Below are 25,231 nucleotides of genomic sequence, written 5' to 3'. Positions count from 1 at the left end.
TCACTCCATCTGTGCAGAATTTTCCCGTTTTTCCGCGAACTCGCCGCCGAGCGACGGAGGCAGCCCCGCCCACGCGAAGAAGGAGCGCCTTCCGCGCGTGGCGGACGCGCCGCCGAAATCGTAAATCTCTATGTTTTCAAGCACAGAGCGCACGTACTCGCGCGTCTGCGGATACGGGATGTCCTCTATCCATTCTATCCAGTCGGAGGCTTCGTCCGCGCGCCACTTAGAAACGGCGGCGGCTCCGGCGTTGTAGGCCGCGACCGAAAGCGGCAGGCGGCGGCGGAATTTCGCGTGGAGGTAGGCGAAGTGTGCCGCTCCGAGCATCACGTTCTGCTCCGGCACGAACGGCGAGAGCGCTTCGTCGCCGAGGCGCTGCGCAGCCTCGCGCGCCGTCGGCGGCATCAGCTGCATGAGGCCGACCGCGCCGCGCGCGCTCAGCGCGTTCGGGTCGAATTTGCTCTCGCGCTTCATGATGCCGAAGAGCACGTTCTCGCGCACGCCCGTGCGCGCCGACGCGGCCGCCGCCTCTGCCTCCCAGCGGCGCTCCGGAAGCGCGCGCGACTTCGCCGCGTTCACGGCGCGCGTGAGCTTCGGATATTTCCCCTCGTAGGCCAGGACGAAGGCGTAGAAGTCGAGCGGCCTGCGCAGCGCGAGCAGCGCCGCGGTGCGCTCGGCCTCGTCCGCGCGCCCGAGCTTTTCAAGCGCGCGTATCTTCCAGTAGTAGAGCCGCGCTGGACGAATAGCGAAGGGTTGCGCCCACGCGCCGCGCGACCACGCCGCGAGCGCCGCTTCACAGTCGCCCGCCTTCCACGCGCGGCGGCCCGCCTCCCAGCCGCCGGCCGTGACTTTGTAGACCGCCTCGCTGACCCCCCAGACGCAGAGCAGCAGAAGGCAGAGCGCGGCGCAGCTGCGAAGGAAAATTTTCGCCTTGCCGGCCTTTGCCGTTTGCGCTATTTTAGTGGCGGCGGTTCTCGCCACGGAGGGGATAAAGTGCATCGAGCGGCGGCTCCTTATCGTCGTAATAATATAGAAAAGTATCCGACAGAAGCACGATGAAGTCAAGCGAAGCGGAATTTCTCGCGACCGCGGCCTACGAGGCTTCCGTGCGCGAAGTCATGACAACGCCGAAGCCCGGCCTCGTCGACTCGGAGGGCAGCGGCTGCCACGACGACATGGACTGCGCCCTGTTTCTGAAAAGCGCGCGCGCCCTCGCGCCGTTCTGGGTGCGCCAGGCGCGCGCGGGTCTCGACGGCACGCCGCTGGAGCTTGCGGCGGCGCGGCTGCGCGCCGCGGGCGTCGAGATGGAGCGCGCGATGGCGGAGGCGACTGGCGGCGTCAACACGCACAAGGGGCTCGTCTACCTCATGTCGCTGCTGCTCTACGGCGCGGGCTACGCCGTGTTTTCCGGCGCGCCGCGCAGCGCTGAGGCCGCGGCGGACTTTGCGGCGCTCGCCGTGCGCGGAGCGGTCGAGCGCGAGCTCGGCGCTCTGCTCGCCGAGCCTCCGCGCCGCGCGCTGACGAACGGCGAGCGGCTGTACGTCGAGCACGGAGTGACCGGCGTGCGCGGCGAGGCGGAGCGGGGCTTCCCGTCGGTAATCAACGCGGGCCTCCCCGCGCTGCGGCGCGCGCTTGAAAGCGGCGCGAGCTTCAACGACGCGGGGCTCGCGGCGCTGCTCTCGATAATGCTTGTGTGCGAGGACAGCAACGTGATGCACCGCGCGGGCTACGAATATTGGCGCGGCGAGTATCTCGTCCTTGCCGCCGCAGCGCTCCGCCGCTTCCGCGCGCCGTCGTGGAACCGCGCGCCGCTTTACGAGCTCGAGCGCAAGTTCATGGGGCGCCGAGTGAGCCCCGGAGGCGCGGCGGATTTGTTGAGCTGCACATATTTCCTGCATATTTTTTCTTCGCGATAGAGTCTGTATGTTGTCAGCAGGCGGCCTATATAGTATCATGTCGTTGTATAGTAACGCCTTTGTGTGAGATTTTATGAAAAGGAGACTATGAGTATGAGTCTGGGCAACAGGATCAAATCGCTCCGTAAAGCGCAGCATTTAACTCAGCAGAAGCTCGCGGACAAGGTCGAGGTCAGCCGCATATACGTGCAGGCGCTCGAGAGCAACCGCAGGCTCCCGTCCATGAAGCTGCTCCAGCGGCTTGCGCCGGCGCTCAACGTCGAAGTCGCCGACCTTCTTCAGGATTTCTCGACGCCCGACAAGCCGGGGCGCGTGCAGCTCGAATCTATGCTCGACGACGGCGAGCTCGAGATTTGGTACCGCAGCAAGAAGCTTTCCGAAAAAGAGCTGCGCCGCGTGTACCGCGTGATTGAAGCGGCGCTCGACGACTGGGACGAAGAGGATGCCGCCGGAAAGTAGAGAGGAAGAATCCTCGGATCTATTTGAAGAAACATATCCGTCGCCGCCCGACGCCCTGCCCGACTGGGCCGTGAGCGAGGCTGCGGATTGGCGGAGGCTTGACGAGTTCGACATACTCGCGAAGGCGGAGGAGCGCACGGGGCTGTCGCTCGACATCAAGCGCGTCTCTCTGCCGGTCGGCGTGTGGGGCATTCATCTCGTGCGCGGCGAACGCGGGCGCATCTTCATAAACTCCATGCTCCCGCTGCTGTGGCGGCGCTTCGCGCTCTTCCACGAGCTCTATCATCTGCTTTACCACACGAAGGGCGCGCGCTTCTGGCAGCGCAGCTTCGTCTCGATGGAGAGCTTCGAGAACCGCGCCGATACCTTCGCGTGGGCCGCGCTCTGGCCCGAGTGGGAGGAGAACCAGTATCACGACTGGGCGGAGGCGGAGCCGTGGCAATGCTGAAGAAGCTCCCGTTCTTCCTTCCGCTCGCGGGCTGCCGCGGGCAGTGCGTCTACTGCGACCAGCGCGCGATAACCGGAGTGCGCGCCGTGCCCTCTCCTGCCGACGTGCGCGAGGCGCTGCGCGGGCTGACCGGGCCGCGCGAGATATGCTACTTCGGCGGCTCCTTCTGCCGCTTCGCGCCGCAGCTTATAAAGGAATACCTCGACTGCGTGACGGAACACGCGCCCGCCGGCAGCACCGTGCGCTTCTCGACCTACCCAGGCGACCTGCGCGACGACGCGCTGCGCGGCCTCGTCAAAAAATATCCTATTTCAAGAATCGAGCTCGGCATCCCGACGCTCGACCCCGCCGTCCTCGCCGCATGCCGCCGCGAGGCCGACCCCGAAAAAATATTCGAAGATATAAAAACGCTAAAAGCCGACGGCCTGCCCATCGGCGTGCAGATGATGATAGGGCTGCCGGGACAGAACCGCGAAAGCAGCATCGCCGGCCTGCGCGCGCTCGCCGCGCTCAAGGGCGCGGACTCGTGGGAGCTGCGCCTCTATCCGTGCCTCGTCATCGAGGGCACGGAGCTCTGCCGCCTGTACGAGCGCGGCGAGTACAGGCCGCTCTCTGTCGAAGCGGCTGCGCTCTGGGGCGGCGAGTTCATAGACGAGGCGCTAGAATACGGCTTCGTGCCGATAAGGATAGGCCTTCAGGAGACGGAGTCGCTCGCCGCGGAGGTCGCGGCGGGGCCGCACCATCCCGCGCTCGGCGAGCTGATACTCGCGGAAGCCTCGGCGCGCAGGCTCGCGCGCGAAAATCCGCGCGGGCCGTGGCCTGTGCCGCGCCGCGAAATGTCGCGCTTCACGGGACACGGGCGCTTCGGCGTAAAACGCCTCGCCGCGCACGCCGGGCTTTCGGAGGAAGAGGCCGAGAGGCTCGTAGAGTTTATATGACGCAGCGCGCGCGGCCTTTGTGACGCGCGCCGAAAGGAACGGAAAAAATGCCATCCATGACGGAGAGAGAAAAAATCCACAGACTTTTCAAAGACTTTGAACGCGGCGGATTCGCCGCGCGCAACCGCTTCGTCCGCGCCGCGACGTGGCTCGGCTGCTGCGCTCACGAGACGGGCGAGCTGACGCAGGCCGCCGTCTCGCGCACCGCCGAGGCCGCCGCGGGAGGAGCGGGGACGGTCGTCTCGGAATTCGCCTACGTCAGCCGCGAGGGACGCGCCGCGACGCGCCAGTGGGGGCTCGACTGTGACAGAAGCGTCGATGAAGTCCGCCGCCTCGCCGACGCGGTACACGAGCGCGGCTCGAAGCTGATTGTGCAGATATGCCATGCAGGCGGCGCTCTGAACTCGGCCTTCGCCGAAACCGCGGGGCTCTCGCCGAGCGGCATAGCTCTGCCGGGCTGCGACGTGGAGAGCCGCGCGATGACCGCGGACGACATGGCGCGCGTGCGCGGCGACTTTGCGGCCGCGGCGCTGCGCGCGAAGGAAGGCGGCGCGGACGGCGTCGAGCTGCACGGAGCCCACGGCTTCCTGCTCACGCAGTTCCTTTCGCCCATCTTCAACAAACGCACCGACGAATACGGCGGAAGCGCAGAAAACCGCGCGCGCTTCACGCGCGAGCTCTGTGCCGCGGTGCGCGCCGCCGTAGGCGGCGACTTCCGCCTCTGGATAAAAATCAGCGCCGAGGAGGGCGTGCCCGGCGGCTACGGCTGGGACGCCGGGAAGCTCGCGGCGCTCGGCGCGCTCGAAAGCGGCGCGGACGCCGTAGAAATATCCTCCGGCACGAGCTACTCGGGAGCCGTCCACGCGCCGAGCATGGTCGGCGTCTCCGCGGGAGAGTCCGAAGCTCCCTTCGCGCCCTACGCGCGCGAGCTGCGCCGCGAAGCGCCGGACGGCGCGCTCGTAGTGCTGACCGGCGGGCTGCGCTCGCTTCCCGTCATCGCGGAGCTGCTCGACGAAGGCTGCGCCGACATGTTCGGCCTAAGCCGCCCGTTCATCGCCGAGCCGGACCTCGTCAACCGCTGGGCCGAGGACGACGCGCGCCCGTCCGCCTGCGTATCATGCAACGCCTGCCTCAAGACCGCCTCGCGCGGCCACGTCAACTGCCCCGTCATGCGCGACAGGGAAGAGGGCGAGTGGGCGCCGCTCTAGCGCGAGCCTGCGGCGAAACCAAGACTTTTCGGACGGAGGTTCGCGCTCGGGCGCGGCCTCCGTTTTTTCGCTCCGCCGCGCGCTTCGCCCCTCCGCCGCTCGTTCGCGCGCGGGCGGCGCGCTTCGCTTTTCCCCCCGCACATAAACCGCCGCAGCTGCGCGCGCGGCTTTGGTGAACCCGCACGAAACAAACTAGACTTGTGTTGACAACTCTAAAAAAAGAAATTAAACTAATCTTAGTAAATTCTACATAAGTTTAGGAAGCGCATACAGCAGAGAAAAATTTAAGGAGTGTAGGTAGATGGACAGTACTCAGTTACAGAACCTTTTAATGGAAAAAGCGCATACAATGCCTAACAAGGCGCGCCGCGTCGCGGAGTATCTCCTCGCCAACATGAGAGAGGCCTCGTTCCGCTCGATCGGAGACATAGCCGACGAGCTCAAGGTTTCGAAGGCGCAGCTCGTGCGCGTCGCGCAGATGCTCGGCTTCTCGGGCTACGCGGAGCTCAAGGCCTGCCTTCAGAAGACCATCCTCGAGCAGATAAATCCCGCAGCGCTGCTCGCGCGCGCCGTCAGCTCGAACGACTCGTTCCCCGACAGCATCTTCAAGGCCGAGCACGCGAACCTCGACGACACGATGGCGCAGCTCGTCCCCGCAGACATCGACAAGTTCTGCGAGATGGTCAAGGGCGCGAACAACATCTACTGCATAGGCTGGGGCATCTCGTCGCTCGTAATGGAGCTGATGCAGATACGCCTCACCGTCATGGGATGCCGCGCGCTCCTCTGCCGCCGCGGCGGCCTCTCGCTCTGGGAGCAGGTGCGCAGCGTCCGCGAGGGCGACATCGTGATAGTCTGCGAGCTGCCGAGCTACGCGGTCGAGGTCACGGAGTCCGTCGAGATAGCGCACCGCAACGGCGCGAAGGTAATCACGATGACCGACAGCGCGGCCGCGCCGGTCTGCCGCTTCGCAGAGCTCCAGATCAACGTCTCTGCGAACAGCCCGACCTTCGGCAGCAGCATCATCGGCCCCATCTTCCTCACGCACGTGCTCACGTCGTCGCTCGCCGTCTCGCTCGGCGACGAGGCGAAGAAGTCCTTCGACGAGCAGGCGCAGTTCCTCCACGACGAGAGAATCTTCCACCCGATATTCGGACTGAAATATTAAGCGCGCCGCAAAAAGTACGAAAGAACGCCGGAGCGAGGCTGTCGTCCTCGCTCCGGCGTTTTCTGTACGCGCGTTGCGCGCCGCACATGGCTTTACGCCGCGTGCTCCGGCGCTGCCCGTTTTCCGTTACTCTGCCTCCGTTCCGCCGGCTTCGCGCTTCTTCAGCTTCGTGAGCACCCACGCCGCCATTTTGCGCACCTGCTCCGCTTCGTCGGAGCAGGCTTTTTTTATCGCGGGAAGATATTCCGGCGAATAGTCGTTGAGCATCACGTTCAGCGCGTTCGTCTTATAGCGCCACACCTTGTCCGCCGGGATGTACCAAAATGCAGGCTGCACGATGTTCTTGAGCGTATCGTAATCCGCTTCCACTATCTCCGTAAGTGGCAGATGCTTCGCGAGCTCCGAGAGCCCCGGAAATTCTTCGCCGCCGCTCCACGCGCCGCGGTTGAAGGGGCATACGTCCTGGCAGACGTCGCAGCCGTAAGCCCAGCGCCCCATCTTTGCGCGCAGCGGTTCCGTTGTCAGGTCCCAGCCGCTCCACGTCGTGAGCGCCGACGCGCAGGCGGCGGGGTTCATCGTGTACGGAGCGCAGAGCGCGCCTGTCGGACAGGCCTTGACGCACAGCGAGCAGCCGTCGGGGCATGGGCGGACGGCGCACGTTTCGATATATTCCAGCGGCTCGCCTATGAGGAACGCTTCGAGATGGTTCCATGAGCCGCGCTCCGTGTAGAAAAAATTGTTTTTCCGTATAATTCCGATTCCGGCCTTCATTGCCGCCCAGCGCAGAGCCGTGAGGCCGAAGTCGCGGCTCGACGCGCAGCGCACGCCGCGCTCCTCAAGATACTCGTCGAAGCGCCCGCCGGCTTTCCAGCATCCGCTCGCTGCGTTGCGCCTGCCGTCGGTGAGGTATGCCTTGGCGTAATGCTTGTCCAGTCCGCCGGGAATGTCGTATCTTCCGTACCGGAACGAGCAGACGATTATCGACTCGACCCACGGATACTGCGCGCGCGGGTCGGCGAATGGACGAAACTTGTCGTAGAACTCCTTCGTCTCGGGCAGACGCTCTTCTCTCTCATCTAAACTGTCCGCGTATCCGGCCATCTGCTCAACAGGAATTATCCCGCATTTGTCGTATCCGCATTCCTTTGCCTTCTTCACTAAATCTTCCGTAGTTACCGCCATGTTCCGCACTCCTTTGTCCGTTGACCTCTTTTTCTTCGTGTTCCATAATGCGCTCGAAAGATAATTTAATCAAATTGAATCTGTTGAATTTATAATTCGATTTTTTTGAACGGAGCGCAAACGAATGGAGCTGAAATATCTCAATACGGTGAGGATGATTTTGGAGACGGGCAGCTTTCAGGAGGCTGCGCGCAGGCTGCACTACACGCAGTCGACCGTAACCTTTCAGGTGCAGCAGCTCGAAAAGGAACTGAACGTCAAGCTGTTTGAAAAGCTCGGGCGGCGCATGGCTCTGACGCAGGCGGGGCGGGACGTTCTGCCATATATGGACGGAGTGCTGGACGCCGCCGCGGCGCTCTTGGATTACGGAAAGCGTGAGGCGGAGCTGAAGGGGACGCTGACGGTCGGATTTCTCGAATCTCTGCTGATTTATAAGACGCCTCGGATACTGCGGGAGTTTCGCGAAAAAGCGCCCGACGTTCAGCTCTCTTTGAAAATCGCCAACTGTTACGAAATAGTCGCCGCGATAGCGAGCGGAGCCGTCGACGTGGGGCTGCACTACAACGTTACAAAGCAGAGCTTATCCGTGGTGACCGAGCCGCTCGCGCAGCAGCCGTCGTCGCTCGTGGCTTCGCCTGAGCTCGCCGAGGATGAGCGCGATTTTATATCGCCGGGACAAATGAAGGACGCCGCGATAATTTACAGTGAGGAGCAGAGCGTTCACAGCAGAATCCTGAACGAGTATATGCTGCGTAAAAATATAAAAATGAAGCATAGCATGCAGGTGCAGAGCATCGAAGCGATTAAGCTGTGCGTTGCTGGCAATCTCGGCGTGGCTTTCCTGCCGCGCTGCGCGGTGGAGGACGAGCTGCGCGACGGGCGGCTTATCGAGCTTGATACAGAGATTGAGGGCGGTACTGTTTGCGCGATGCTGTCGTATCATAAGAATAAATGGATGAGCCCGGCGATGAGATTGTTCATCGAGCTCGTAAAGAAGAGCTTTCTTACTACAGAGCCGCAGTGAAAAATGAAGAGCGCCGTCCCGCGATGCTGCGGCGACGGCGCGGCGTTATTTCTTCCAGCTCAGCGTGTCTATGCGCTCTATCTGTAAATTGAGCAGGGTGTCGGCCTGCGGCGCTTTGCCGTCGGCGAGGCGGTTGAACTCCGTCAGCATACGGACGTAGGCGAGGCGCTTCGGCGGCGAGCTTTCGCCGTGCATCCCCGCGCGCAGCAGGACGGCGAGCTGTTTGTAGACCGACGGCACGGGGACGAAGTTCAGCCCCTCGGGCGTCAGCATCATCGTGTAGACGAACGAATAGCTGTCCGTGCCGCCGAACTGCTTTTCGAGCGTCCGGTAGAGCGGCGCGGCGGGCGAGATGTAGAGGCTCGTCCCCTTCGGGACCTCTATCTTCGCGGGCAGCGCGTGCCAGCGCGTGTACTGGAACGGCGTCGCCGCTACGTAGACGCGCGGCGCCCACGTCGTCATGCCTATCCACAGATGTATGCCCTCGCCCTTGACGTTCATGAAGGATATGCGCCACAGCAGGTCGTCGCTGTCGTCCTGGTCGGCGCGCGAGACCACGGGATCGCTCGATATGAAGGAGAGCCCCTCGACCTGTTCTATTCGGCGCGCCCCCGCGGGAGTGCGCAGCCACGCTGCGGCGGTCTCGCCCTCGTTCTCTTCGAGCACGAGCGTTATCGGAAATGCCGGCAGCTCGAGCGTCCTCAGCGTTATCTCGCGCCGCTCGCCCTCGGGCCGCGGCGTCAGAAGGAGGACCAGCGCCATTATTACGACGGCGGCGGGGAGAAAGAGGAATCCGAGATTCTTTTTCCCCGTTCCGCCGTGCGCCGGCTTTTTTATATTTCCGTGATCCATACCATCTCTTCCAGCTCGGAGGCCGGAAGCTCCGCGAGCATCTCCGAGACGGTCTTGTGCGATACGGGGTGCTCCTCGTCTGGTGCTATCTCGGAGAGCGGCTTGAGCACGAAGGCACGCTCATGCATATAGGGGTGTGGGATGGTGAGCTTCGGGTCGTTCATCACGAGCGAGCCGAAGAATATTATGTCGATGTCTATCTCGCGCGGCCCCCAGCGCCAGCTTTCGCTGCGGCCGAGCTCGGCTTCCGCGTTCTTCAGCAGCCGCAGCAGCGCGAAGGGGTCGAGCGTCGTGCGCGCGGCGGCGCACATGTTGAGAAACGCCGGCTGGTCGGTGACGCCCCACGGAGCCGTCTCCCAGACGCGGCTCTTCGCCTCGATGCGGACGCCGTGCGTCTCGAGGTATTTAAGCGCGGATTTCAGATGCTCCAGCCTGTTTCCGAGATTGGAGCCAAGCGCAAGAAAAATTCTTTTATCAGACATATTCCGCTCCTTGTATAGCTTCCGTCATTTTTATCACGTCTTTGTTTTCGCGCACGTCGTGAACCCTTATAATGTCGGCGCCCTGCCGGCAGCAGAGCGCGGTCACGGCGAGCGTGCCGTACAGCCGTTCCTCCGGCGCTTCGCGTCCCGTCGCCGCGCCTACGCAGCCCTTGCGCGACGCGCCTATGAGCAGCGGATAGCCGAGCGCCTTGAAGCTCTCGCAGTGTCGCAGCAGGAACAGGTTCTGCCCGTGGTCCTTCGCGAAGCCGATTCCCGGGTCTATTATAATACTTTCGCGAGATACGCCGAGCGATACGGCCTTGTCCACCGCCTCTTCGAGAAACGCGCAGACCTCAGAGATTAGGTTGTTGTATCCGCACATCGTCCGCATCGTCTCCGGCGTGCCGCGCATGTGCATGAGCACGAGCATGGCCTTGTGCCGCGCCGCGGCTTCGGCGATGCCGTTGTCGAACTGCAGGCCGGATACGTCGTTGACGATGTCTGCGCCGTTTTCGAGCGCGGCCTCCGCGACCGAAGCGCGCGTCGTGTCTATCGAGAGCGGCATATGCGGCAGCTCGCGCCGTATCGCGGCGACTGCGGCGCTCATACGCGCTCGTTCCTGGTCTTCTGGAACGCGCGGAGCGCCCGGGCGCGTAGACTCGGCTCCGAGGTCGAGGATGTCTGCTCCGTCCTCGGCCATTTTTACTGCTCTTTCCACGGCTTTGCCTGCGTCGCCGCCGCAGCGGCTTCCGCTGAAAAACGAATCGTCCGTGAGATTGATGATCCCCATCAGCAAAGTGCGCTCGCCGAACGCCAGCTCCGCGCCGCATGGCAGTTTTACCGTGCGTCCCACGTGCGGCGCCGTAAGCCTGCGGATGTCCGCAGCGAGGCCGCGCAGGTTCCACCACGGCATTTGGTCGAGCTTCTCTGCAAGGTGGCCGAGCTGCTTCGCCGTACCGAAAATTATCACGTCGCTGCGCTCGACTCCGCAGTTTATGACGTTCGCGTGGACTGCCGCGTCGCCGCCGCGGGAGAGCGTTTCCTGCTTGATTATGGACGCGGCGGGCGAAGGCACGTCAGTGACGTAAATCTGAAGAATCTCGCGCCTCGCCTCGAAGAAGCGCAGCGAAGCCTCGCTCGCGCCGAGGCGCAGCGCCGCCTGCGCCAGTTCGCGCCGGTTTTCAAACTTTATCAGATGAGCCTTCATCTTTAATCGAATTCCTGAATTATGCGGAGCCCCTTGAGATGCTCGGTGAAGTTGAGCCCCATGAGGCAGTAGCCGTGCAGGCTGTCGAAGGTCAGCACGCTGTACGACGCCGTGTCGACGTGCAGCCGCCAGTAGCTCGGGCGCTGCACCCCGATCGCGCCCGCCATCAGCGGCTTCAGCACGCCGCGGTGCGCGATGAGCGCGATGTTCGCGCCGCGGTGCTCGGCTATGATTTTATTGAGCTCCGCAAGCGCGCGGTCGCGCACCTGGTCGAGCGTCTCGCCGCCCTCGATTACGAGCTCCTCGGGCTGGTTCAGCCACGTCTGCCATTTCTCGGGCTCTTCCTTCGCGAGCTCCGCCTTGATGCGGTTCTCCCACGGGCCGAGATGTATGTTGCAGAAGCCCTCGCGCGCCTCGTATGGCAGGCCGAGCGCCTCGCCGAGTATCGCGGCGGTCGATGTCGCGCGCGACAGCGGGCTTGTATAAATGTAGTCTATCTTCTTGTCTTTCATAGCTTCGGCGAGAGCGTGCGCCTGAAGCACGCCGTTCTCGTTGAGGGGGAAGTCCACGCAGCCGCGTATGCGGTTCTCCTTGTTGCCCGCGCACTCTCCGTGGCGGATCAAATATACGGTCGTCTTGTCGTTTGCCATTTCCGTCTAAAACTCCAGTCGCCGGCTTAAAGTTACCGCCGCGCCGCGGCGAGGGCCGGACATTTAGTAATTATACAATAATTCCCATGCTTTCATTGCGCGCCGCGCGCGTGCAAAAAGTCAAAAAAATTTTTTTGACCTGTCTTGACAAATGCCTTTATGACGCTTATCATGTATCGCGTTGAAGATGTTTAGCACTCGTGATGAATGAGTGCTAATAAACCTGGAGGACGAAAGGCGGTGAAGCCGGGGTGATTACGCAAAGACAGCTCGAAGTCGTGCTCTCCGTCGTCTGCGAATATATAAAGAACGGCGAGACGGTCGGCTCGCGCACGGTCTCGCGCCGCTACCTCACGGGGCGCAGCTCCGCGACGATCCGCAATGAAATGTCCGACCTCGAGGACCTCGGCTTCCTCAAGCAGACCCACGCATCGTCGGGCAGGATTCCGACGACGCAGGGCTACCGCCTCTACGTCGACTCCGTGCTCCGGCGCGTCGACAACGCCGGCCCCTCCGTGAAGCTCCTCAAAAAAATGATGGAGCACAAGCAGGGGCTCGAGAAGATGCTCGCCTCGGCCTCCGAGATGCTGAGCCGCGTTTCGGACTACGTCGGCATCGCTGCGATAACGCCGCTCGACACCGTGCGCTTTCATCACGTGAACTTCGTGCGCATGGGCGAGCGCCAGGTGCTGTTGCTTGTGGTGCTTCAGGGCGGCCTCGTCCATCAGAAGTTCATCAACGTCGCCGTCGACATGCCGCAGGAGGACCTCGACAGCCTCGCCGCGAAGCTCAACCGCTTCTCCGGCATGGCGTGGAGCGACATAAAGAAAACCGTGAAGAAGGAGCTTCTCGCGGACATCGGACGTTACCACGACGAATGCGAGAAGGCAGTGCTCGCGATAGATTCGATGCTCGGCGCGCACGAGCCGAAGATTTTTACAGGTTCGTTCAGCCACATGATGAACCTCCAGGACTTTCAGGACCTCGGGCGCATGCAGGCGCTCTGCTCCTTCCTTGAGGAAGAGGACAGCATGGCAGAGCTCGTCAAGCGATGCTCCGCCGACGGCCTCAACGTCATGATAGGCGAGGAAAACGGCCTGCCCGGCATGAAGGGCTCGTCGATAGTCGCAGCTACGGGCGAGGCGGGCGGGCAGAAGGCCGTCGTCGGACTGATAGGCCCCGAGCGCATGGATTACGAAAAAGCAATAGCTTCGATAGACGGAGTGCTGCGCAAGCTCGACTCCGAATCTGCCGAGAAAGAGGAGATAAAGAAATGACCGACCAGGAAAAAGAAAACCGCGCCGGCACAGAGAACGAAGAGCCCAAAGCCGCCGAAGCGGCGGCGAACGAAGCCGCGGCCTCCGAAGCGGTGCGGGACGGCGAAATCAAGAAACTGACCGCCGACGTTGAAAAACAGGCGGACGAGATAAAGAAGCTGAAAGAAGAGGTTGCGCGCGCGCGCGCCGACTACTTCAACCTCCGCACGAGGATGGAGCGCGACCGCGAGAGCAACGCGAAGCTCGCCGCCGAGCAGGCGGTGAAGGAGATGCTGCCGGTATTTGAGAACCTCGAGCGCATAGCGGCGGCGATAAACGACCCCGAGAGCGGGATGGCGAAGGGCATGGCGATGGTCATACGCCAGTTCTCCGACGGGCTATGCAAGCTCGGGCTTGAGTTCATCCCGACGGAAGGGCCGTTCGACCCGGCGCTTCACGAGGCGATATCGATGGAGCCCGTCGACGACGAGTCGAAGGACGGACACATCATCGGAGCGGTCAGCAGAGGCTACAAGCTCGCGGGCAGGGTGCTCAAAGCGCCGCAGGTCCGCGTAGGCAAGTACAACGGATAAATAAAGGAAACATCAGAGCGGCGAAGCCGCAGACAAGTTAAAAATAAAAGGTGGAATCAATTATGGGAAAAGTAATAGGAATAGACCTCGGAACAACTAACAGCTGCGTAGCGGTGAAAGAAGGAGACAACGTAACGGTAATCCCGAACCCCGAAGGACAGCGCACGACCCCGTCGGTCGTCGCCTTCTCTAAGGACGGACAGATACTCGTCGGACAGCTTGCGAAACGCCAGGCGATAGTCAACCCCGACCGCACCGTCATATCGATCAAGCGTTCGATGGGCAGCGACAAGACCGTCTCCATCGACGGCAAGAGCTACACGCCGCAGCAGATTTCGGCGATGATACTCCAGAAGCTGAAAAAGGACGCGGAGGAATACCTCGGCACCTCGATCAGCGACGCGGTCATCACCTGCCCGGCCTACTTCACCGACGCCCAGCGCCAGGCGACGAAGGACGCGGGAACCATCGCTGGCCTCAACGTGCTCCGCATCATCAACGAGCCGACGGCGGCCTGCCTCGCCTACGGCGTGAACCTTGAGAAGAGCGACAACAAGATAATGGTCTACGACCTCGGCGGCGGAACGTTCGACGTTTCGATCCTCGACGTCGGCGACGGAGTCTTCGAAGTCCTCTCGACCGCCGGCGACAACAGGCTCGGCGGCGACGACTGGGACAACAGGATAGTCGAGTGGCTCGCCGGCGAGTTCAAGAAGAGCGACGGCATCGACCTTCTGAAGGACAAGATGGCCGCGCAGCGTCTGCGCGAAGCCGCGGAGAAGGCGAAGATAGAGCTCTCCTCGATGCAGGAGACGACGATATCCCTGCCGTTCATCACCGCGGACGCCAACGGCCCGAAGCACCTCGAGCAGAAGCTGACCCGCGCGAAATTTGAAGAACTGACGAGAGACCTTCTCGAGAGGACGAAGAACCCGGTCCGTACCGCTCTTAAAGACGCCGGACTCGAAGCCTCGCAGATACACAAAATCCTGCTCGTCGGCGGCTCGACCCGTATGCCGATGGTGCAGACGCTCGTGAAGGAGCTCATGGGCAAAGAGCCGACGAAGGGCATCAACCCCGACGAATGCGTCGCAATGGGCGCGGCCATCCAGGGCGCGATACTCTCAGGCGAACAGCAGGGCATCGTCCTCGTCGACGTAACTCCGCTTTCGCTCGGCCTTGAAACCCTCGGCGGCGTCTTCACGAAGATAATCGACAAGAACACCGCGATACCGGTCTCCAAGAGCCAGGTGTTCACAACCGCCGCGGACAACCAGCCGCAGGTTGAGATACACGTCCTCCAGGGCGAGCGCGCGATGGCGAGCGACAACGTCTCGCTGGGCCGCTTCTTCCTCGACGGAATCAAGCCCGCGCCGCGCGGAGTTCCCCAGATTGAGGTAACCTTCGACATCGATGCCAACGGCATAGTCAACGTCACGGCGAAGGACAAGGCGACCGGTAAGGCGCAGAACATCACGATACAGTCCTCGCGCCTGAGCGAAGAGGAAATCGAGAAGATGCGCCGCGACGCCGAGATCAACGAAAGCGCGGACAAGAAACGCAAAGAGCTCATCGAGGCGCGCAACGAGGCAGAGTCTGTAATCTACCAGGCCGAGAAACTCGTCAAGGAATCCGGCGGCGCAGACGCAGGCGCTCAGAGCCGCGTCAACGACAGAATCTCCGCGCTGCGCGAGAAGATGAACGGAGAGGACACGGAAGCCATCAAGAGCGGCACGAGAGAGCTGACCGAAGCTATGAACGCTCTGGCCCAGGCAGCGCAGGCCGCGGGCGCCTCGCAGCAGCAGAACCCGGGCGCCGGCGCGCAGCAGGCCGACAACAGCGACGGCGAGACCGTCGAAGCCGAGTTCCGCGAAGAGGACAACAAGTAAGTCCGACGGATAATCAGAAAATTGCGGAGTTATTGCGGTAAGCCGCAAGGCTCCGCAATTTTTTATCGGGCCGTCCCCGCCCGCGCGGGGAGGCTCCGTTTTTTACTAATCTTGACAAATAGCTGCGGGCGGTTATAATCCTTGCAGCGGTACGTGCGCCCGGATTTCGCGGATAATCGTAAATATCTTCCGCGCGCGGCGCAGAACGAATAAATTTATTGAGAGGTGGATTGCTGATGGCTGCTCCCGGTAAAAAAGACTATTACGAAATATTGGGCGTTAGCCGGGGAGCATCGGCTGACGAGATAAAAAAGGCCTACCGCGCCCTGACTCGGAAGTATCATCCCGATGCCAACCCCGGCGACAAAGAGGCGGAGGCCAAATATAAAGAGATAAACGAAGCGAACGAGGTGCTGAGCGACCCGAAAAAGCGCGCGCAGTACGACCAGTTCGGCTACGTCGGCGACGTTCCGCCCGACGGCGGATTCGGCGGAGCGGGCGGCTTCGGCGGCGTCGGCGGACAGACCTTCACGCAGGAGGACCTCGGAGACCTCTTCGGCGACCTCTTCGGAGGCGGCTTCGGCGGCGGACGCCGCAGGAGCGCGAACCCGAACGCGCCGAAGCGCGGCGACGACCTCGAGGCGAGCGTCCGCATAACGCTTGAGGAAGCCTATAAAGGCACGAAGCGCAAGCTCGAAATCCCGCGCATGGACACCTGCTCGCACTGCGGCGGCACGGGCGCGGAGCCCGGCAGCAAGGTCGAGGTCTGCCCCGCATGCCACGGAAGCGGGCAGGTGCGCCAGGTGGTCAATACGCCGTTCGGACAGATGCAGCAGGTCGCGACCTGCGCCAAATGCGGCGGCAAGGGCAAGACCGTCGACCGCGTCTGCACTGTCTGCCGCGGCGCCGGCCGCGTGAGAAAGACGCAGAGCGTCGAGGTCAAGATACCGGCGGGCGTCGACAACGGCACGAGGCTCCGTGTTTCGAGCAAGGGCGAGGCCGGCATCAACGGCGGGCCGGCGGGCGACCTCTTTATACTTACTGAAGTCATGCCCGACGCGAGGTTCACGCGCAAGGGCGACGACCTCAACACGACGATAGAAATTTCGTACCCGCAGGCGGCTCTCGGCTGCGAGGTCAAGGTCGACACCTTCGACGGAGTGGAGAAGCTCGACATCCCCGCCGGCACGCAGGCCGGCTCAAAGCTGCGCATCAAGGGGCGCGGCATGCCGAGGCTCAGAGGCAAAGGAAACGGCGACATGAATATACTCGTCCGCGTAAAAGTTCCGAAAACCCTCACGGCGAAAGAGCGCGAGCTTCTGATGCAGCTCGCGAAAGAGACCGGACAACAAGTAAAATTCTAGCGTTTAAGCCGAAAAATTACCCGGCCCTTCCGATTGACGGAAGGGCCTATTTTTTTATCAATTCTCCGAAAAAATGAACTCTTCCATGCGTTCATTTCAAAAATTTTAATTAACTAAATTAACTATGCCGATTTTTCTTTACATATCGCTTCACAAATTATACAATAGACTCAGAGTCACACAGCTACACAATACAATATGGAGGTGCACTATATTGAGAAAGGTACTAGCTATTCTGTCTCTTATCGCCGTCGTCCTAGCAGCAGGAGCCGCCTTTGCGGCTGAACCGATCAAGATCGGCTACCTCGCCGCGCTCACCGGTGACTTCGCCCAGTATGGGATCACCGAAGTGAACATGGCTAAACTCGTAGTCGACGACGTCAACGCGCAGGGCGGAGTCCTCGGACGCCCCATCGAACTCATCCCCTATGACACAAAGACCCGCAACGAAGACGCGGTCAACGCCGTCCGCCGTATGATTGAAAGCGACGGAGTCTGCGCCATCGTCGGAGCGAACTCCAGCGGAATCAACATCGCTACGGCCCCCATCGTAGCGAAGGGACAGGTCCCGCAGATCTCCACCGTCGGTACGAACCCCTACGTCACCGTCGACAACAAGGGCAACGTCCGCCCCTACTCCTTCCGCATCTGCTTCACCGACCCCTATCAGGGAGCTCTTGCGGCCGACCTCGCCTACAACGACCTTCACAAGACGAAGGCCGCCATCCTCTACAACGTCGGTTCGGACTACGCCCAGGGACTTCGCGAGTTCTTCATCGACAGCTATGAGAAGCTCGGCGGAAAGATAGTCGCCGACGAAGGCTTCCGTGAGACCGACGTCGACTTCCGCGCCCAGCTTACGAAGATCAAGAACTCCGGCGCCGACGTAATGCTCCTCCCCGGCATGGGCAAGGACATGGCGCTCGCCATCAAGCAGGCCCAGGAGCTCGGACTTGACCTCACCATCATCGGCGGCGACGGCTACGCTGAATTCATGAACGAAATCGCCGGCCCCGCGATGAAGGGAACCTACTGGGTCAACCACACCTACCTCGACGACCCCGGAATGGCCCCGATATTCGCCCGCTATAAGGAAGTCTACAAGGACGACTGCAAAGAGTTCGTAAACGGAACCATGGCCTATGACGGCATGTACTGGCTCATCGACGCCATCAAGCGCGCAGGAAAGGCCGAAGGCCCCGCGATAGCGAAGGCTCTCGAAGAGACGAAGGGCCTCAAGCTCCACCACGCGACTCTGACCATCGACCCGGCGACCCACAACCCCGTCAACAAGGCCGGTATCATCCTTAAAGTCGGAGACGACCTCAAGACCGACTTCTACAAGAAAGTCGAACCGAAATAAGTAATTAAAGCCACTCTTGCGTCCAAGGCTTTACTCTGCGAAAGCCTTGGACGCTTTTCTCGACAAGCCCCGCTTATCTGTTTATCAACGCAAGAAAGTTTGAGGTGTTGCTCTTGGAGACTTTCATCCAGCAGCTTATTAACGGACTGTCGCTCGGCTCGGTTTACGCACTTATCGCTGTCGGATATTCCCTCGTATACTCCGTGCTTCTGTTCTCGAATTTCGCCCACGGCGGATTCCTCGTAATAGGCGGCTATATCTGCTACTACGCGCTGCGTTCCGGCGGAGCCAATATCTGGATCGCCTCGTTCGCTGCCCTCGTCGGCGCGGGTATTTCGGCCATCGTCGTCGAACGCCTCGCCTATCGCCCGATACGCGAACGCACGCCGATAACGCTCTACATGCTCATCGCTTCGATGGGTATGAGCATCGTCATTGAAAACATCTTCGTGGTCACCGTCGGCGGACGCTTCCGCGCGCTGCCTCCGGTCATCCCGACTGAACCGGTAAATTTCCTCGGCCTCGCCACGACGAGCGCCTTCGACATCCTTTCGCTCGTCACCGCGGTCGTATTCCTCGCGGGGCTCCAGCTCTTCCTCGTCAAAACGAAGTGGGGGCTCGCGATCCGCGCAGCTTCCTATAACCTCAAGACGGCGGGCCTCATGGGCGTCAACGTCAACAGGCTTATCGCGATAGTCTTCTTCGTCGCGGGGCTCCTCGCCGGCGTCGGAGGCATATTCCTCTCCGTCCGCTACACGCTCTATCCGCAGCTCGGAAGCATGATAACGACGAAGGCCTTCGTCGCGGCGGTTATAGGCGGCCTCGGCTCGCTGCCGGGCGCGGTCATCGGAAGCATCATCCTCGGCCTCGCCGAAATGCTTACGGCGGGCTTCATATCGAGCCAGTTCCGCGACCTCGTCGTCTTCGGAATACTCATCATAACGCTGATTGTCCGTCCGACGGGACTCTTCGGAAAATCCGTCGGCGAGAAAGTGTAAAGGAGGGCGGTCTGTTATGGAAGGTTATGCCGTTGGAGTTATCACCCTCCTCGCTATAAACTGCATTGCCGCTATGGGCGTCTCGCTCTTCACCGGATTCACGGGCATCTTCACGCTCGGACACGCCGGCTACATGGCGATAGGCGCGTACACCGCGGCCATACTCACTGTCGAATACGGCGTGCATTTCATCCCCGCAATCATCGCGGGCGGAATCCTCGCCATGATACTCGCGTTCCTGATAGGCATCCCGACGCTGAAGCTCGTCGGAGACTACTACGCCATCGTCTCCCTCGGCCTCGGCGAAGCGATACGCCTCATCATTGAGAACTGGAATGACGTCACGCGCGGTGCGCGCGGCTATCCGGGAATCGACGGATTCACCTCGATGCCCGTCGCCGTAGGGTTCTTCCTCGTGCTGGCGGTCGCGATGTTCTTCCTTGTAAACAGCAGCTACGGGCGCACCTTCAAGGCCTGCCGCGACGACTACGTCGCCGCGTCGCTGCTCGGCTTCAACACGGCGCACTACCGCAACCTCAGCCTTGCGATATCGGGCTTCTACTGCGGCGTCTCGGGCGCTCTCATAGCCGGATACATGTCCTTCATACAGCCGATAATGTTCGACATGGCGAAGTCGACGGAGCTCGTCTCGATAGTCGTCTTCGGAGGCCTCGGCTCGATGAGCGGATGCCTGCTCGGCACGACGATACTGACGCTCGTCACCGAGCTCTTCCGCCCGATTTCCCAGTACCGTATGCTTATCTACGGACTCGTCCTCGTCCTCGTCATGGTGCTGCGTCCCGAAGGCATCATGGGGACGAACGAGCTCACGCCCGCTTACCTGAAAAAGCTCTTTTCACGTAAAAAGACCGGAACGGCAGAGGAGGGAGCCCGCTGATGAGCGCACTGCTTGAACTTAAAGAAGTAAACAAATCGTTCGGCGGCGTCCAGGCCGTCCGCGACATGAGCTTCGTCATAAACAAAGGCGAGCTGGCCGGCCTCATAGGGCCGAACGGAGCCGGAAAGACGACGATATTCAACCTCGTGACCGGCGTCTACGACGTTACGAGCGGCGACATCGTCTTCAAAGGCGAGAGCATCGCGAAGCTCAAGACCTTCCAGGTAATCTCGCGCGGCATCGCGCGCACCTTCCAGAACCTGCGCCTTTTCGCGGCCTCGTCGGTGCTCGAGAACGTCATGACCGCCGCGCAGCAGCACTACAAATATAATTTCTTCGAGGCCGTCACGCACATCGGACGCTGGAAGAGCCAGGAGGCGGCGACGCGCAAGGAAAGCATGGAGCTGCTTGAGCGCGTCGGGCTCGCCGACCGCGCCAACCAGGCCGCTGGGACGCTGCCCTACGGTCTCCAGCGCCGCCTTGAAATCGCGCGCGCCATATCGCTTCAGCCGGAGCTCCTGCTTCTCGACGAGCCGGCCGCCGGTATGAACGCCGACGAAGTCGTACAGCTCAACGAGCTGATCACCGGCATCCACCGCGACTTCAAACTGACGATACTGCTCATCGAGCACCACATGGACATGGTCATGGCGATATGCCCGCACATCGTCTGCATGAACTTCGGCGCGAAGATAGCCGAGGGCTCGCCGGCGGAAATTCAGAGCCATCCCGACGTGCTCAAGGCCTACCTCGGAGAGGAGGAATAGGGACATGACGGAAAACCGCACTCCTATTCTCGCAGTCAGGGACCTCGTAGTCCGCTACGGAGCTATACAGGCGCTCAAAGGTGCTTCGCTCGACGTTTATCCCGGAGAGATAGTCGCAGTCATCGGAGCCAACGGCGCGGGTAAATCGACGATGATGAACGCCATCATGGGCGACGTGCCGCGCGTCTCCGGCGAGATACTGCTCGACGGTGTCGCGCTTCCCGCCAAGAGCTTCCAGGTCGTCTCCGCCGGCGTCAGCCTTTCGCCCGAAGGACGCAAGGTCTTCGCGCCGCTCACCGTTCTCGAAAACCTCGACATGGGAGCCTTCCCGCTCAGCGACAAGGCGGAGATAGAGCGCCTCAAGCAGAGCGTCTTCGAGCTCTTCCCGCGCCTGCTCGAACGCAAGAACCAGTACGCGGGAACGCTCTCCGGCGGCGAACAGCAGATGCTCGCGATAGGCCGCGCGCTCATGGCGCGCCCGCGCGTCCTGCTCCTCGACGAACCGTCGCTCGGACTCGCGCCCATCATCATCAACGAAATCTTCAAGGAGCTCACCGAGATCAACAGAAAGCTCGGCATGGCGATACTGATAGTCGAGCAGAACGCGAAGAAGGCCCTCCAGCTTTCGCACCGCGCCTACGTCATCCAGACCGGCACGATCATCATGGAAGGCAAATCCGACGACCTGCTCCACAATCCCGAAATCGAGGAAGCCTACCTCGGCGGCAAAAAGTAACGGCAAGTCACGGCAGAATAGCATAAATCGGGGCGCGGACGGCGAATCCGCGCCCTTTTCCGTATGCGCCGTCCGCGCTATTATTTTTGCGAAAGACGGCGGCGCTTGTAACGCGGCGGTCGCTGACGCGCGGCTGCATAGACGGAGACGCAGCGCCGATTAAGGAGGAAACGCGATGAATTTGCCGAAACGCGACGGCCTGCACGGCCGGTACTATCTTATTCATAAGCCGGAAACCGCGCCGGAGGTGCTGGCGGAGGCCGACCTCTGCATCATGGACGTGCTGGACGGAACAGCAAGAGAGAACCACTCTGTTTATCCAACTGTGGTGCGCAATCACAACGGGACGCAGTTCCTGCCGTGGCAACTGTTGGAACGCTATCTCACGCGGCTTCCGCTGAATGGATTCCCTTACGATGACGCGGTCGCCTTCTGCGACGCGCTGCGGTGGCTTGTGGGCTGGAATAATCTTATTGACCACACGCTGAGAAAGTACGTAGAAAAGTACGTTCAGAAGCGCTATTTCGTGGAAGGCGAAAAAGACAACTATTTCTCCTGCTACCCGCCCTGCACGGTCTCGCCGGAGCTGCGGCTCGAGGACGTGGACGAAAAGCTGCTGCGCTTCACATGCTACGTCGCAATTTGCTGTACAGTCTATGGAGCTAGTTATGAATCCGTTACCTCAAAGCATTTCTTCGGCCTTGTCTCTCAGCTCCGCCCCGACATAGTGAAAGGGCTGAAAGACAACGGCAGCGGCAAACTGCCGCCCGGCATTCAAAAGAGGAAAACAAAGCACATGACAGCCTCGGCGAACGATGCTTTTGCGACGATACGCATCACCGCAAGGGACTGCACAGAGGGATGCTGCGAGGAGGCTCTAAGCTATCTCGCCGAAGTGCTTGAACAGCCGGATTTCCCGCGCAGCTATTCAATTGAGTTCCGCGGGCCGGAGAAAATATATCTGCCGGTCCCGGGCCTGCCGAAGAAGGGCGTGAACCAGCTCTTCGCCTGCGCGATGCGCTATCCGCGGCTCCACGGCCTGATAGAGCAGTACGCGCGGCTCGCTATGCGCGAGGACGAGTGGTACAACAACCTCGCCGGCGAGCTCTGCGCGATGCCCGGCACCTTCGCCGTCTTCGCGCTCGGCATGGAAGGGACGACGCCTCAGCGGCTGAGACTGGTCTGCGACTACCTCGACCTCTGCGACGACGAACATTCGTCATTGCAGGAGAAATTCATCCACGCCTTTTTCAAAAAATTCGGCTTCACAGCGCAGACCATGCCCGTCCTGCTCCACGGCGTCCTGTCTATGCAGGAGCTTCGCCCCGCGAAGGAGTTCGGCGCGCTCATCGCCAACGACGGGAGCCTTGACGCTCTGCTCGCGGCGAAGCGCCGCCTCGCGGACTACCTGCCGGAAGAATCGGAGCACGACAGAGAGGCGCAGGACTACCTCTGGCGCGGCGCGCTCTGGGCGATATGGGGAAGAGCCTCCGAGAACGGCGGCGGCAAAGTCATCAAAGCCGCGCCCGAGGAACTGAAAGAAAAATACCGGCAGGTATTCGAGCCTGTGAAAGACTGAAATCTACAGAGCGCAGAATCTCCCTTCCCTCCATTCCGCGCCGCTTTGCGCGCGGCTCGGCTTGCTATGTGTTATACTGATACGTGTGTCATTTAACGAAGAGGGGGAAACGTAATGGCGTTTTTTGACAAGCTCAACGATCTCGCTAAAAGCGTGAAGGACGCGGCGAACGACGCCGTCGAGACCACGCGCATAAAGAGCCGCATAAGCTCGGAGAAGAGGGCCGTCGACGAGGCGTGCCGCAAGATAGGCGAGTACTACTACGCGAAGCGCGCCGGGGATATGGGCCCGGTCGACGACGACATTCTCGAATACTGCATAGAGATAGACGAACACATGAGGGTCATATCCGAGCTCGAAGCCGAGCTCGAGCGCGAGCGCGCGGCGAAGGAGGCGGCTGAGCCCGCTTTCGTCCAGTGCCCCGCCTGCGGCGCGAAGAACGGCAAACAGGCGAAGTTCTGCCAGGAATGCGGCGCGCAGCTCGAGAAGCCCGCTCCCGCGCTCAACGTCTGCCCGGCCTGCGGCGCGGTCAACGAAGAGGGCGCGAAGTTCTGCGTCGACTGCGGAGCGAAGCTCGGGTAACGAAAGCTTCCCGCGGCGGACGCGGGAGTAATCTGCGGAAGGAGGCTGTCGCCATGAACGCCGCTGACGGCTACTGGTGGTACATAACTATAAATACTAGCGCGGGCTGCGAGGATAATCTCCTTTCGCTCGCCGATATATCCGGAAGCATAGGAACGGAGCTTCAGGAAATGCCGGACGGCGTTTCGAGGCTGCGCATGTATTATAAGAGCACGGAGGATATCTCCTTCTGGAGGAACAAGCTTTCCGAGGCGATGAAGGAATTCCCCGGCGTCGCGATAGAGGACTCCGGCAAGATTGAAAACCAGCCGTGGAACGTAGTAGTCGAGGAGGCCTTCCCGCCGCTGCCGGTGGGGCGCGGCCTCGTCGTCCTTGCGCCGTGGCACCGCGGCACAGAGCCCGCGGACCGCATCCCGCTTTACATCAATCCGGGCAGCGCCTTCGGCACGGGATATCACGAGAGCACGCAGATAGTGCTCGAGCTGCTTGAAAAATATATGCGCCCGGGCATGACTACCGCCGACATCGGCACGGGGTCGGGCATCCTCACGATAGGCGCGCTGAAGCTCGGCGCGGAGTTCGCCTACGCGCGCGACATAGACCCTGCGGTCATCGAGGAAGTGCGCAAGAATTTCGAGCTGAACGACCTGCCCTCCGAGAAGATAGACCTCGCGGTCGGCGACCTGCTCAAGGACTTCGGCCACAAGGCCGACATCCTGACGGCGAACATACTGCTCGACCCGCTCACTACGATGGTCGCGGACGTTCCCGCCGTGATAGGCGGGGAGGGGACGGCCATCTTCTCCGGCATGCTCGAGAAGGAAAAGCCGGTGTTCCTCGAGGCGCTCGCGAAGGCTCGCATGAAGCCCGTCGAGGAGCTTGTAAAAGGAGAATGGTGGGGTGTCGCTGCCAAGGCTGAGGCTTGAGCGCTGCTCCTGCAATAACGGAATCTGGACGATAGACGCGGAGGAGGCGCACCACCTCGTCCGCGTCCGTCATTGCTACACCGGCTCGCTCGTCGAGGGGCTGCTCGACGGCGAGAAGGTGACGCTGCGGCTGCACTGCGACGGCGCGGCGGTCACGGCGCGCGAGCTCTCGCGCGAGGAGGAGCCTCCGCTTGAGCCGAGAATCGAGCTACTGCTCGGCCTGCTCAAGAACGACCAGCTCGACGAGGCGCTGCGTTTCTGCGCCGAGACCGGCGTGTTCCGTATACATCTGCTTGTCTGCGAGCGCAGCGTGCCGCGCTATGAGGGCGCCCGGCTCGACGATAAGATGAAGCGCTGGCGCAAAATCCTCGACGAAGCGACGAAACAGGCCGGCGCGGCGACGCCGCCTGTCCTCTGCGCGCCCGTGCCCTTCGCGGAGTTCGATTTCGACGGGCTGCCGGAGCAGAGGCTCGCGGCGCTGCTTTCCGACGGGGCGCGCCCGCTGCGCGAGACGCGCATAGCGGAGGGCCTCGCCGCCGCAATAGGGCCGGAGGGCGACTGGTCGCCCGCGGAGAGCGCGCGGCTGCTCGCCGAGGGCTTCGCCCCCGTGCGCCTCGGCGCGAGGATAATGCGTGCGAGCACCGCCGTCGCATCCTTCTGCGCCTCGCTCGCTATGATGTACGAAAAACGTTAAAAGGCCGCGCGCGCCCGTAACTGCGCCGCGCGCGTGAAATCGCAAAAATCCC

The 25,231-nt window shown here is 61.6% G+C and carries 26 protein-coding genes; 20 read left to right on the top strand and 6 right to left on the bottom strand.

The features are described 5' to 3' along the window. Window positions 1–999, bottom strand: a complete 999-nt coding sequence (locus ABGT66_RS11655) for a lytic transglycosylase domain-containing protein (protein WP_346690808.1) — start codon at window positions 997–999, stop codon at window positions 1–3. 56 nt (window positions 1,000–1,055) lie between these two features. Here ABGT66_RS11655 and ABGT66_RS11650 point away from each other — a divergent pair, with 56 nt between their 5' ends. The 6 genes from ABGT66_RS11650 to ABGT66_RS11625 all read left to right on the top strand — a co-directional run bounded on the left by ABGT66_RS11650 (window position 1,056) and on the right by ABGT66_RS11625 (window position 6,137). Beyond that, window positions 1,056–1,916 carry a triphosphoribosyl-dephospho-CoA synthase gene (locus tag ABGT66_RS11650; protein ID WP_346690806.1) on the top strand — a complete coding sequence of 287 codons (861 nt, stop codon included), beginning with the start codon at window positions 1,056–1,058 and terminating at the stop codon, window positions 1,914–1,916. 93 nt (window positions 1,917–2,009) lie between these two features. Continuing rightward, complete coding sequence (locus tag ABGT66_RS11645) at window positions 2,010–2,375, top strand: helix-turn-helix transcriptional regulator (protein ID WP_294194338.1); 366 nt, start codon at window positions 2,010–2,012, stop codon at window positions 2,373–2,375. Next, entirely contained in the window at window positions 2,359–2,823 is a 465-nt protein-coding gene (locus tag ABGT66_RS11640; RefSeq protein ID WP_346690804.1) for an ImmA/IrrE family metallo-endopeptidase, read from the top strand. The genes ABGT66_RS11645 and ABGT66_RS11640 overlap by 17 nt, the downstream gene beginning before the upstream one ends. Continuing rightward, the gene (locus ABGT66_RS11635; protein ID WP_346690803.1) at window positions 2,817–3,761 is read left to right on the top strand and encodes a radical SAM protein; all 945 of its coding nucleotides are present in this window, start codon (window positions 2,817–2,819) and stop codon (window positions 3,759–3,761) included. The genes ABGT66_RS11640 and ABGT66_RS11635 overlap by 7 nt, the downstream gene beginning before the upstream one ends. Before the next feature lie 56 nt (window positions 3,762–3,817). Further along, complete coding sequence (locus ABGT66_RS11630; protein ID WP_346690801.1) at window positions 3,818–4,969, top strand: NADH:flavin oxidoreductase; 1,152 nt, start codon at window positions 3,818–3,820, stop codon at window positions 4,967–4,969. 301 nt (window positions 4,970–5,270) lie between these two features. Further along, a complete protein-coding gene (locus ABGT66_RS11625) occupies window positions 5,271–6,137 on the top strand; it encodes a MurR/RpiR family transcriptional regulator (protein WP_294194331.1) in 867 nt (288 codons plus the stop codon). Between the two features lie 126 nt (window positions 6,138–6,263). On the opposite strand, the gene ABGT66_RS11620 is transcribed toward ABGT66_RS11625, so the two are convergent. Next, window positions 6,264–7,319 carry a 4Fe-4S double cluster binding domain-containing protein gene (locus ABGT66_RS11620; RefSeq protein ID WP_346690799.1) on the bottom strand — a complete coding sequence of 352 codons (1,056 nt, stop codon included), beginning with the start codon at window positions 7,317–7,319 and terminating at the stop codon, window positions 6,264–6,266. Window positions 7,320–7,443: 124 nt separating this feature from the next. Here ABGT66_RS11620 and ABGT66_RS11615 point away from each other — a divergent pair, with 124 nt between their 5' ends. Continuing rightward, a complete protein-coding gene (locus ABGT66_RS11615) occupies window positions 7,444–8,343 on the top strand; it encodes a LysR family transcriptional regulator (RefSeq protein ID WP_346690798.1) in 900 nt (299 codons plus the stop codon). Window positions 8,344–8,388: 45 nt separating this feature from the next. Here ABGT66_RS11615 and ABGT66_RS11610 read toward each other — a convergent pair whose 3' ends face one another. The 4 genes from ABGT66_RS11610 to ABGT66_RS11595 are packed head-to-tail and all read right to left on the bottom strand — an operon-like array spanning window position 8,389 to window position 11,534. Beyond that, complete coding sequence (locus ABGT66_RS11610) at window positions 8,389–9,195, bottom strand: hypothetical protein (RefSeq protein WP_346690796.1); 807 nt, start codon at window positions 9,193–9,195, stop codon at window positions 8,389–8,391. Further along, window positions 9,177–9,677: a 2-amino-4-hydroxy-6-hydroxymethyldihydropteridine diphosphokinase gene (gene folK / locus ABGT66_RS11605; protein WP_346690794.1), complete on the bottom strand. Its 501-nt coding sequence runs from the start codon at window positions 9,675–9,677 to the stop codon at window positions 9,177–9,179. The genes ABGT66_RS11610 and folK overlap by 19 nt, the downstream gene beginning before the upstream one ends. After that, window positions 9,670–10,884 carry a dihydropteroate synthase gene (folP, locus tag ABGT66_RS11600; protein WP_346690793.1) on the bottom strand — a complete coding sequence of 405 codons (1,215 nt, stop codon included), beginning with the start codon at window positions 10,882–10,884 and terminating at the stop codon, window positions 9,670–9,672. The genes folK and folP overlap by 8 nt, the downstream gene beginning before the upstream one ends. 2 nt (window positions 10,885–10,886) lie before the next feature. Beyond that, window positions 10,887–11,534 (bottom strand): histidine phosphatase family protein, encoded by a 648-nt coding sequence (locus ABGT66_RS11595; protein ID WP_346690792.1) that lies wholly within the window; start codon window positions 11,532–11,534, stop codon window positions 10,887–10,889. A 251-nt stretch (window positions 11,535–11,785) separates the two neighbouring features. Between ABGT66_RS11595 and hrcA the strand changes: the two genes are divergently transcribed. The 13 genes from hrcA to ABGT66_RS11530 all read left to right on the top strand — a co-directional run bounded on the left by hrcA (window position 11,786) and on the right by ABGT66_RS11530 (window position 25,179). Next, the gene (gene hrcA, locus ABGT66_RS11590) at window positions 11,786–12,811 is read left to right on the top strand and encodes a heat-inducible transcriptional repressor HrcA (protein WP_346690791.1); all 1,026 of its coding nucleotides are present in this window, start codon (window positions 11,786–11,788) and stop codon (window positions 12,809–12,811) included. Continuing rightward, the gene (locus ABGT66_RS11585; protein WP_346690790.1) at window positions 12,808–13,383 is read left to right on the top strand and encodes a nucleotide exchange factor GrpE; all 576 of its coding nucleotides are present in this window, start codon (window positions 12,808–12,810) and stop codon (window positions 13,381–13,383) included. Before hrcA ends, ABGT66_RS11585 begins: the two co-directional genes overlap by 4 nt. Before the next feature lie 62 nt (window positions 13,384–13,445). Beyond that, complete coding sequence (gene dnaK, locus ABGT66_RS11580; protein ID WP_346690788.1) at window positions 13,446–15,272, top strand: molecular chaperone DnaK; 1,827 nt, start codon at window positions 13,446–13,448, stop codon at window positions 15,270–15,272. A 236-nt stretch (window positions 15,273–15,508) separates the two neighbouring features. Then, window positions 15,509–16,636, top strand: coding sequence for a molecular chaperone DnaJ (gene dnaJ, locus ABGT66_RS11575; RefSeq protein ID WP_346691144.1), 1,128 nt, complete (start codon window positions 15,509–15,511; stop codon window positions 16,634–16,636). Between the two features lie 214 nt (window positions 16,637–16,850). After that, a complete protein-coding gene (locus ABGT66_RS11570; protein ID WP_294194078.1) occupies window positions 16,851–17,999 on the top strand; it encodes an ABC transporter substrate-binding protein in 1,149 nt (382 codons plus the stop codon). A gap of 113 nt (window positions 18,000–18,112) precedes the next feature. Further along, window positions 18,113–18,997 carry a branched-chain amino acid ABC transporter permease gene (locus ABGT66_RS11565; RefSeq protein WP_294194077.1) on the top strand — a complete coding sequence of 295 codons (885 nt, stop codon included), beginning with the start codon at window positions 18,113–18,115 and terminating at the stop codon, window positions 18,995–18,997. Between the two features lie 16 nt (window positions 18,998–19,013). Further along, window positions 19,014–19,895: a branched-chain amino acid ABC transporter permease gene (locus ABGT66_RS11560; protein WP_294194076.1), complete on the top strand. Its 882-nt coding sequence runs from the start codon at window positions 19,014–19,016 to the stop codon at window positions 19,893–19,895. After that, window positions 19,895–20,662, top strand: a complete 768-nt coding sequence (locus ABGT66_RS11555) for an ABC transporter ATP-binding protein (RefSeq protein WP_294194075.1) — start codon at window positions 19,895–19,897, stop codon at window positions 20,660–20,662. Before ABGT66_RS11560 ends, ABGT66_RS11555 begins: the two co-directional genes overlap by 1 nt. Before the next feature lie 4 nt (window positions 20,663–20,666). Next, entirely contained in the window at window positions 20,667–21,398 is a 732-nt protein-coding gene (locus ABGT66_RS11550; RefSeq protein WP_294194074.1) for an ABC transporter ATP-binding protein, read from the top strand. Window positions 21,399–21,573: 175 nt separating this feature from the next. Further along, window positions 21,574–22,977 carry a DUF6138 family protein gene (locus ABGT66_RS11545; protein WP_346690785.1) on the top strand — a complete coding sequence of 468 codons (1,404 nt, stop codon included), beginning with the start codon at window positions 21,574–21,576 and terminating at the stop codon, window positions 22,975–22,977. Between the two features lie 114 nt (window positions 22,978–23,091). Beyond that, window positions 23,092–23,559, top strand: a complete 468-nt coding sequence (locus ABGT66_RS11540; RefSeq protein ID WP_294194071.1) for a zinc ribbon domain-containing protein — start codon at window positions 23,092–23,094, stop codon at window positions 23,557–23,559. Between the two features lie 53 nt (window positions 23,560–23,612). Then, window positions 23,613–24,485 carry a 50S ribosomal protein L11 methyltransferase gene (locus tag ABGT66_RS11535; RefSeq protein WP_346690783.1) on the top strand — a complete coding sequence of 291 codons (873 nt, stop codon included), beginning with the start codon at window positions 23,613–23,615 and terminating at the stop codon, window positions 24,483–24,485. Further along, entirely contained in the window at window positions 24,460–25,179 is a 720-nt protein-coding gene (locus tag ABGT66_RS11530) for an RsmE family RNA methyltransferase (RefSeq protein ID WP_346690782.1), read from the top strand. The genes ABGT66_RS11535 and ABGT66_RS11530 overlap by 26 nt, the downstream gene beginning before the upstream one ends. The last annotated feature ends 52 nt before the right edge of the window (window positions 25,180–25,231 follow it).

The sequence above is a fragment of the uncultured Cloacibacillus sp. genome, from assembly GCF_963926575.1.
Classification (GTDB): domain Bacteria; phylum Synergistota; class Synergistia; order Synergistales; family Synergistaceae; genus Caccocola; species Caccocola faecigallinarum.
The sequence above is the reverse complement of the archived record's forward strand: the minus strand, read 5'-3'. Positions and strand labels throughout refer to the sequence as shown.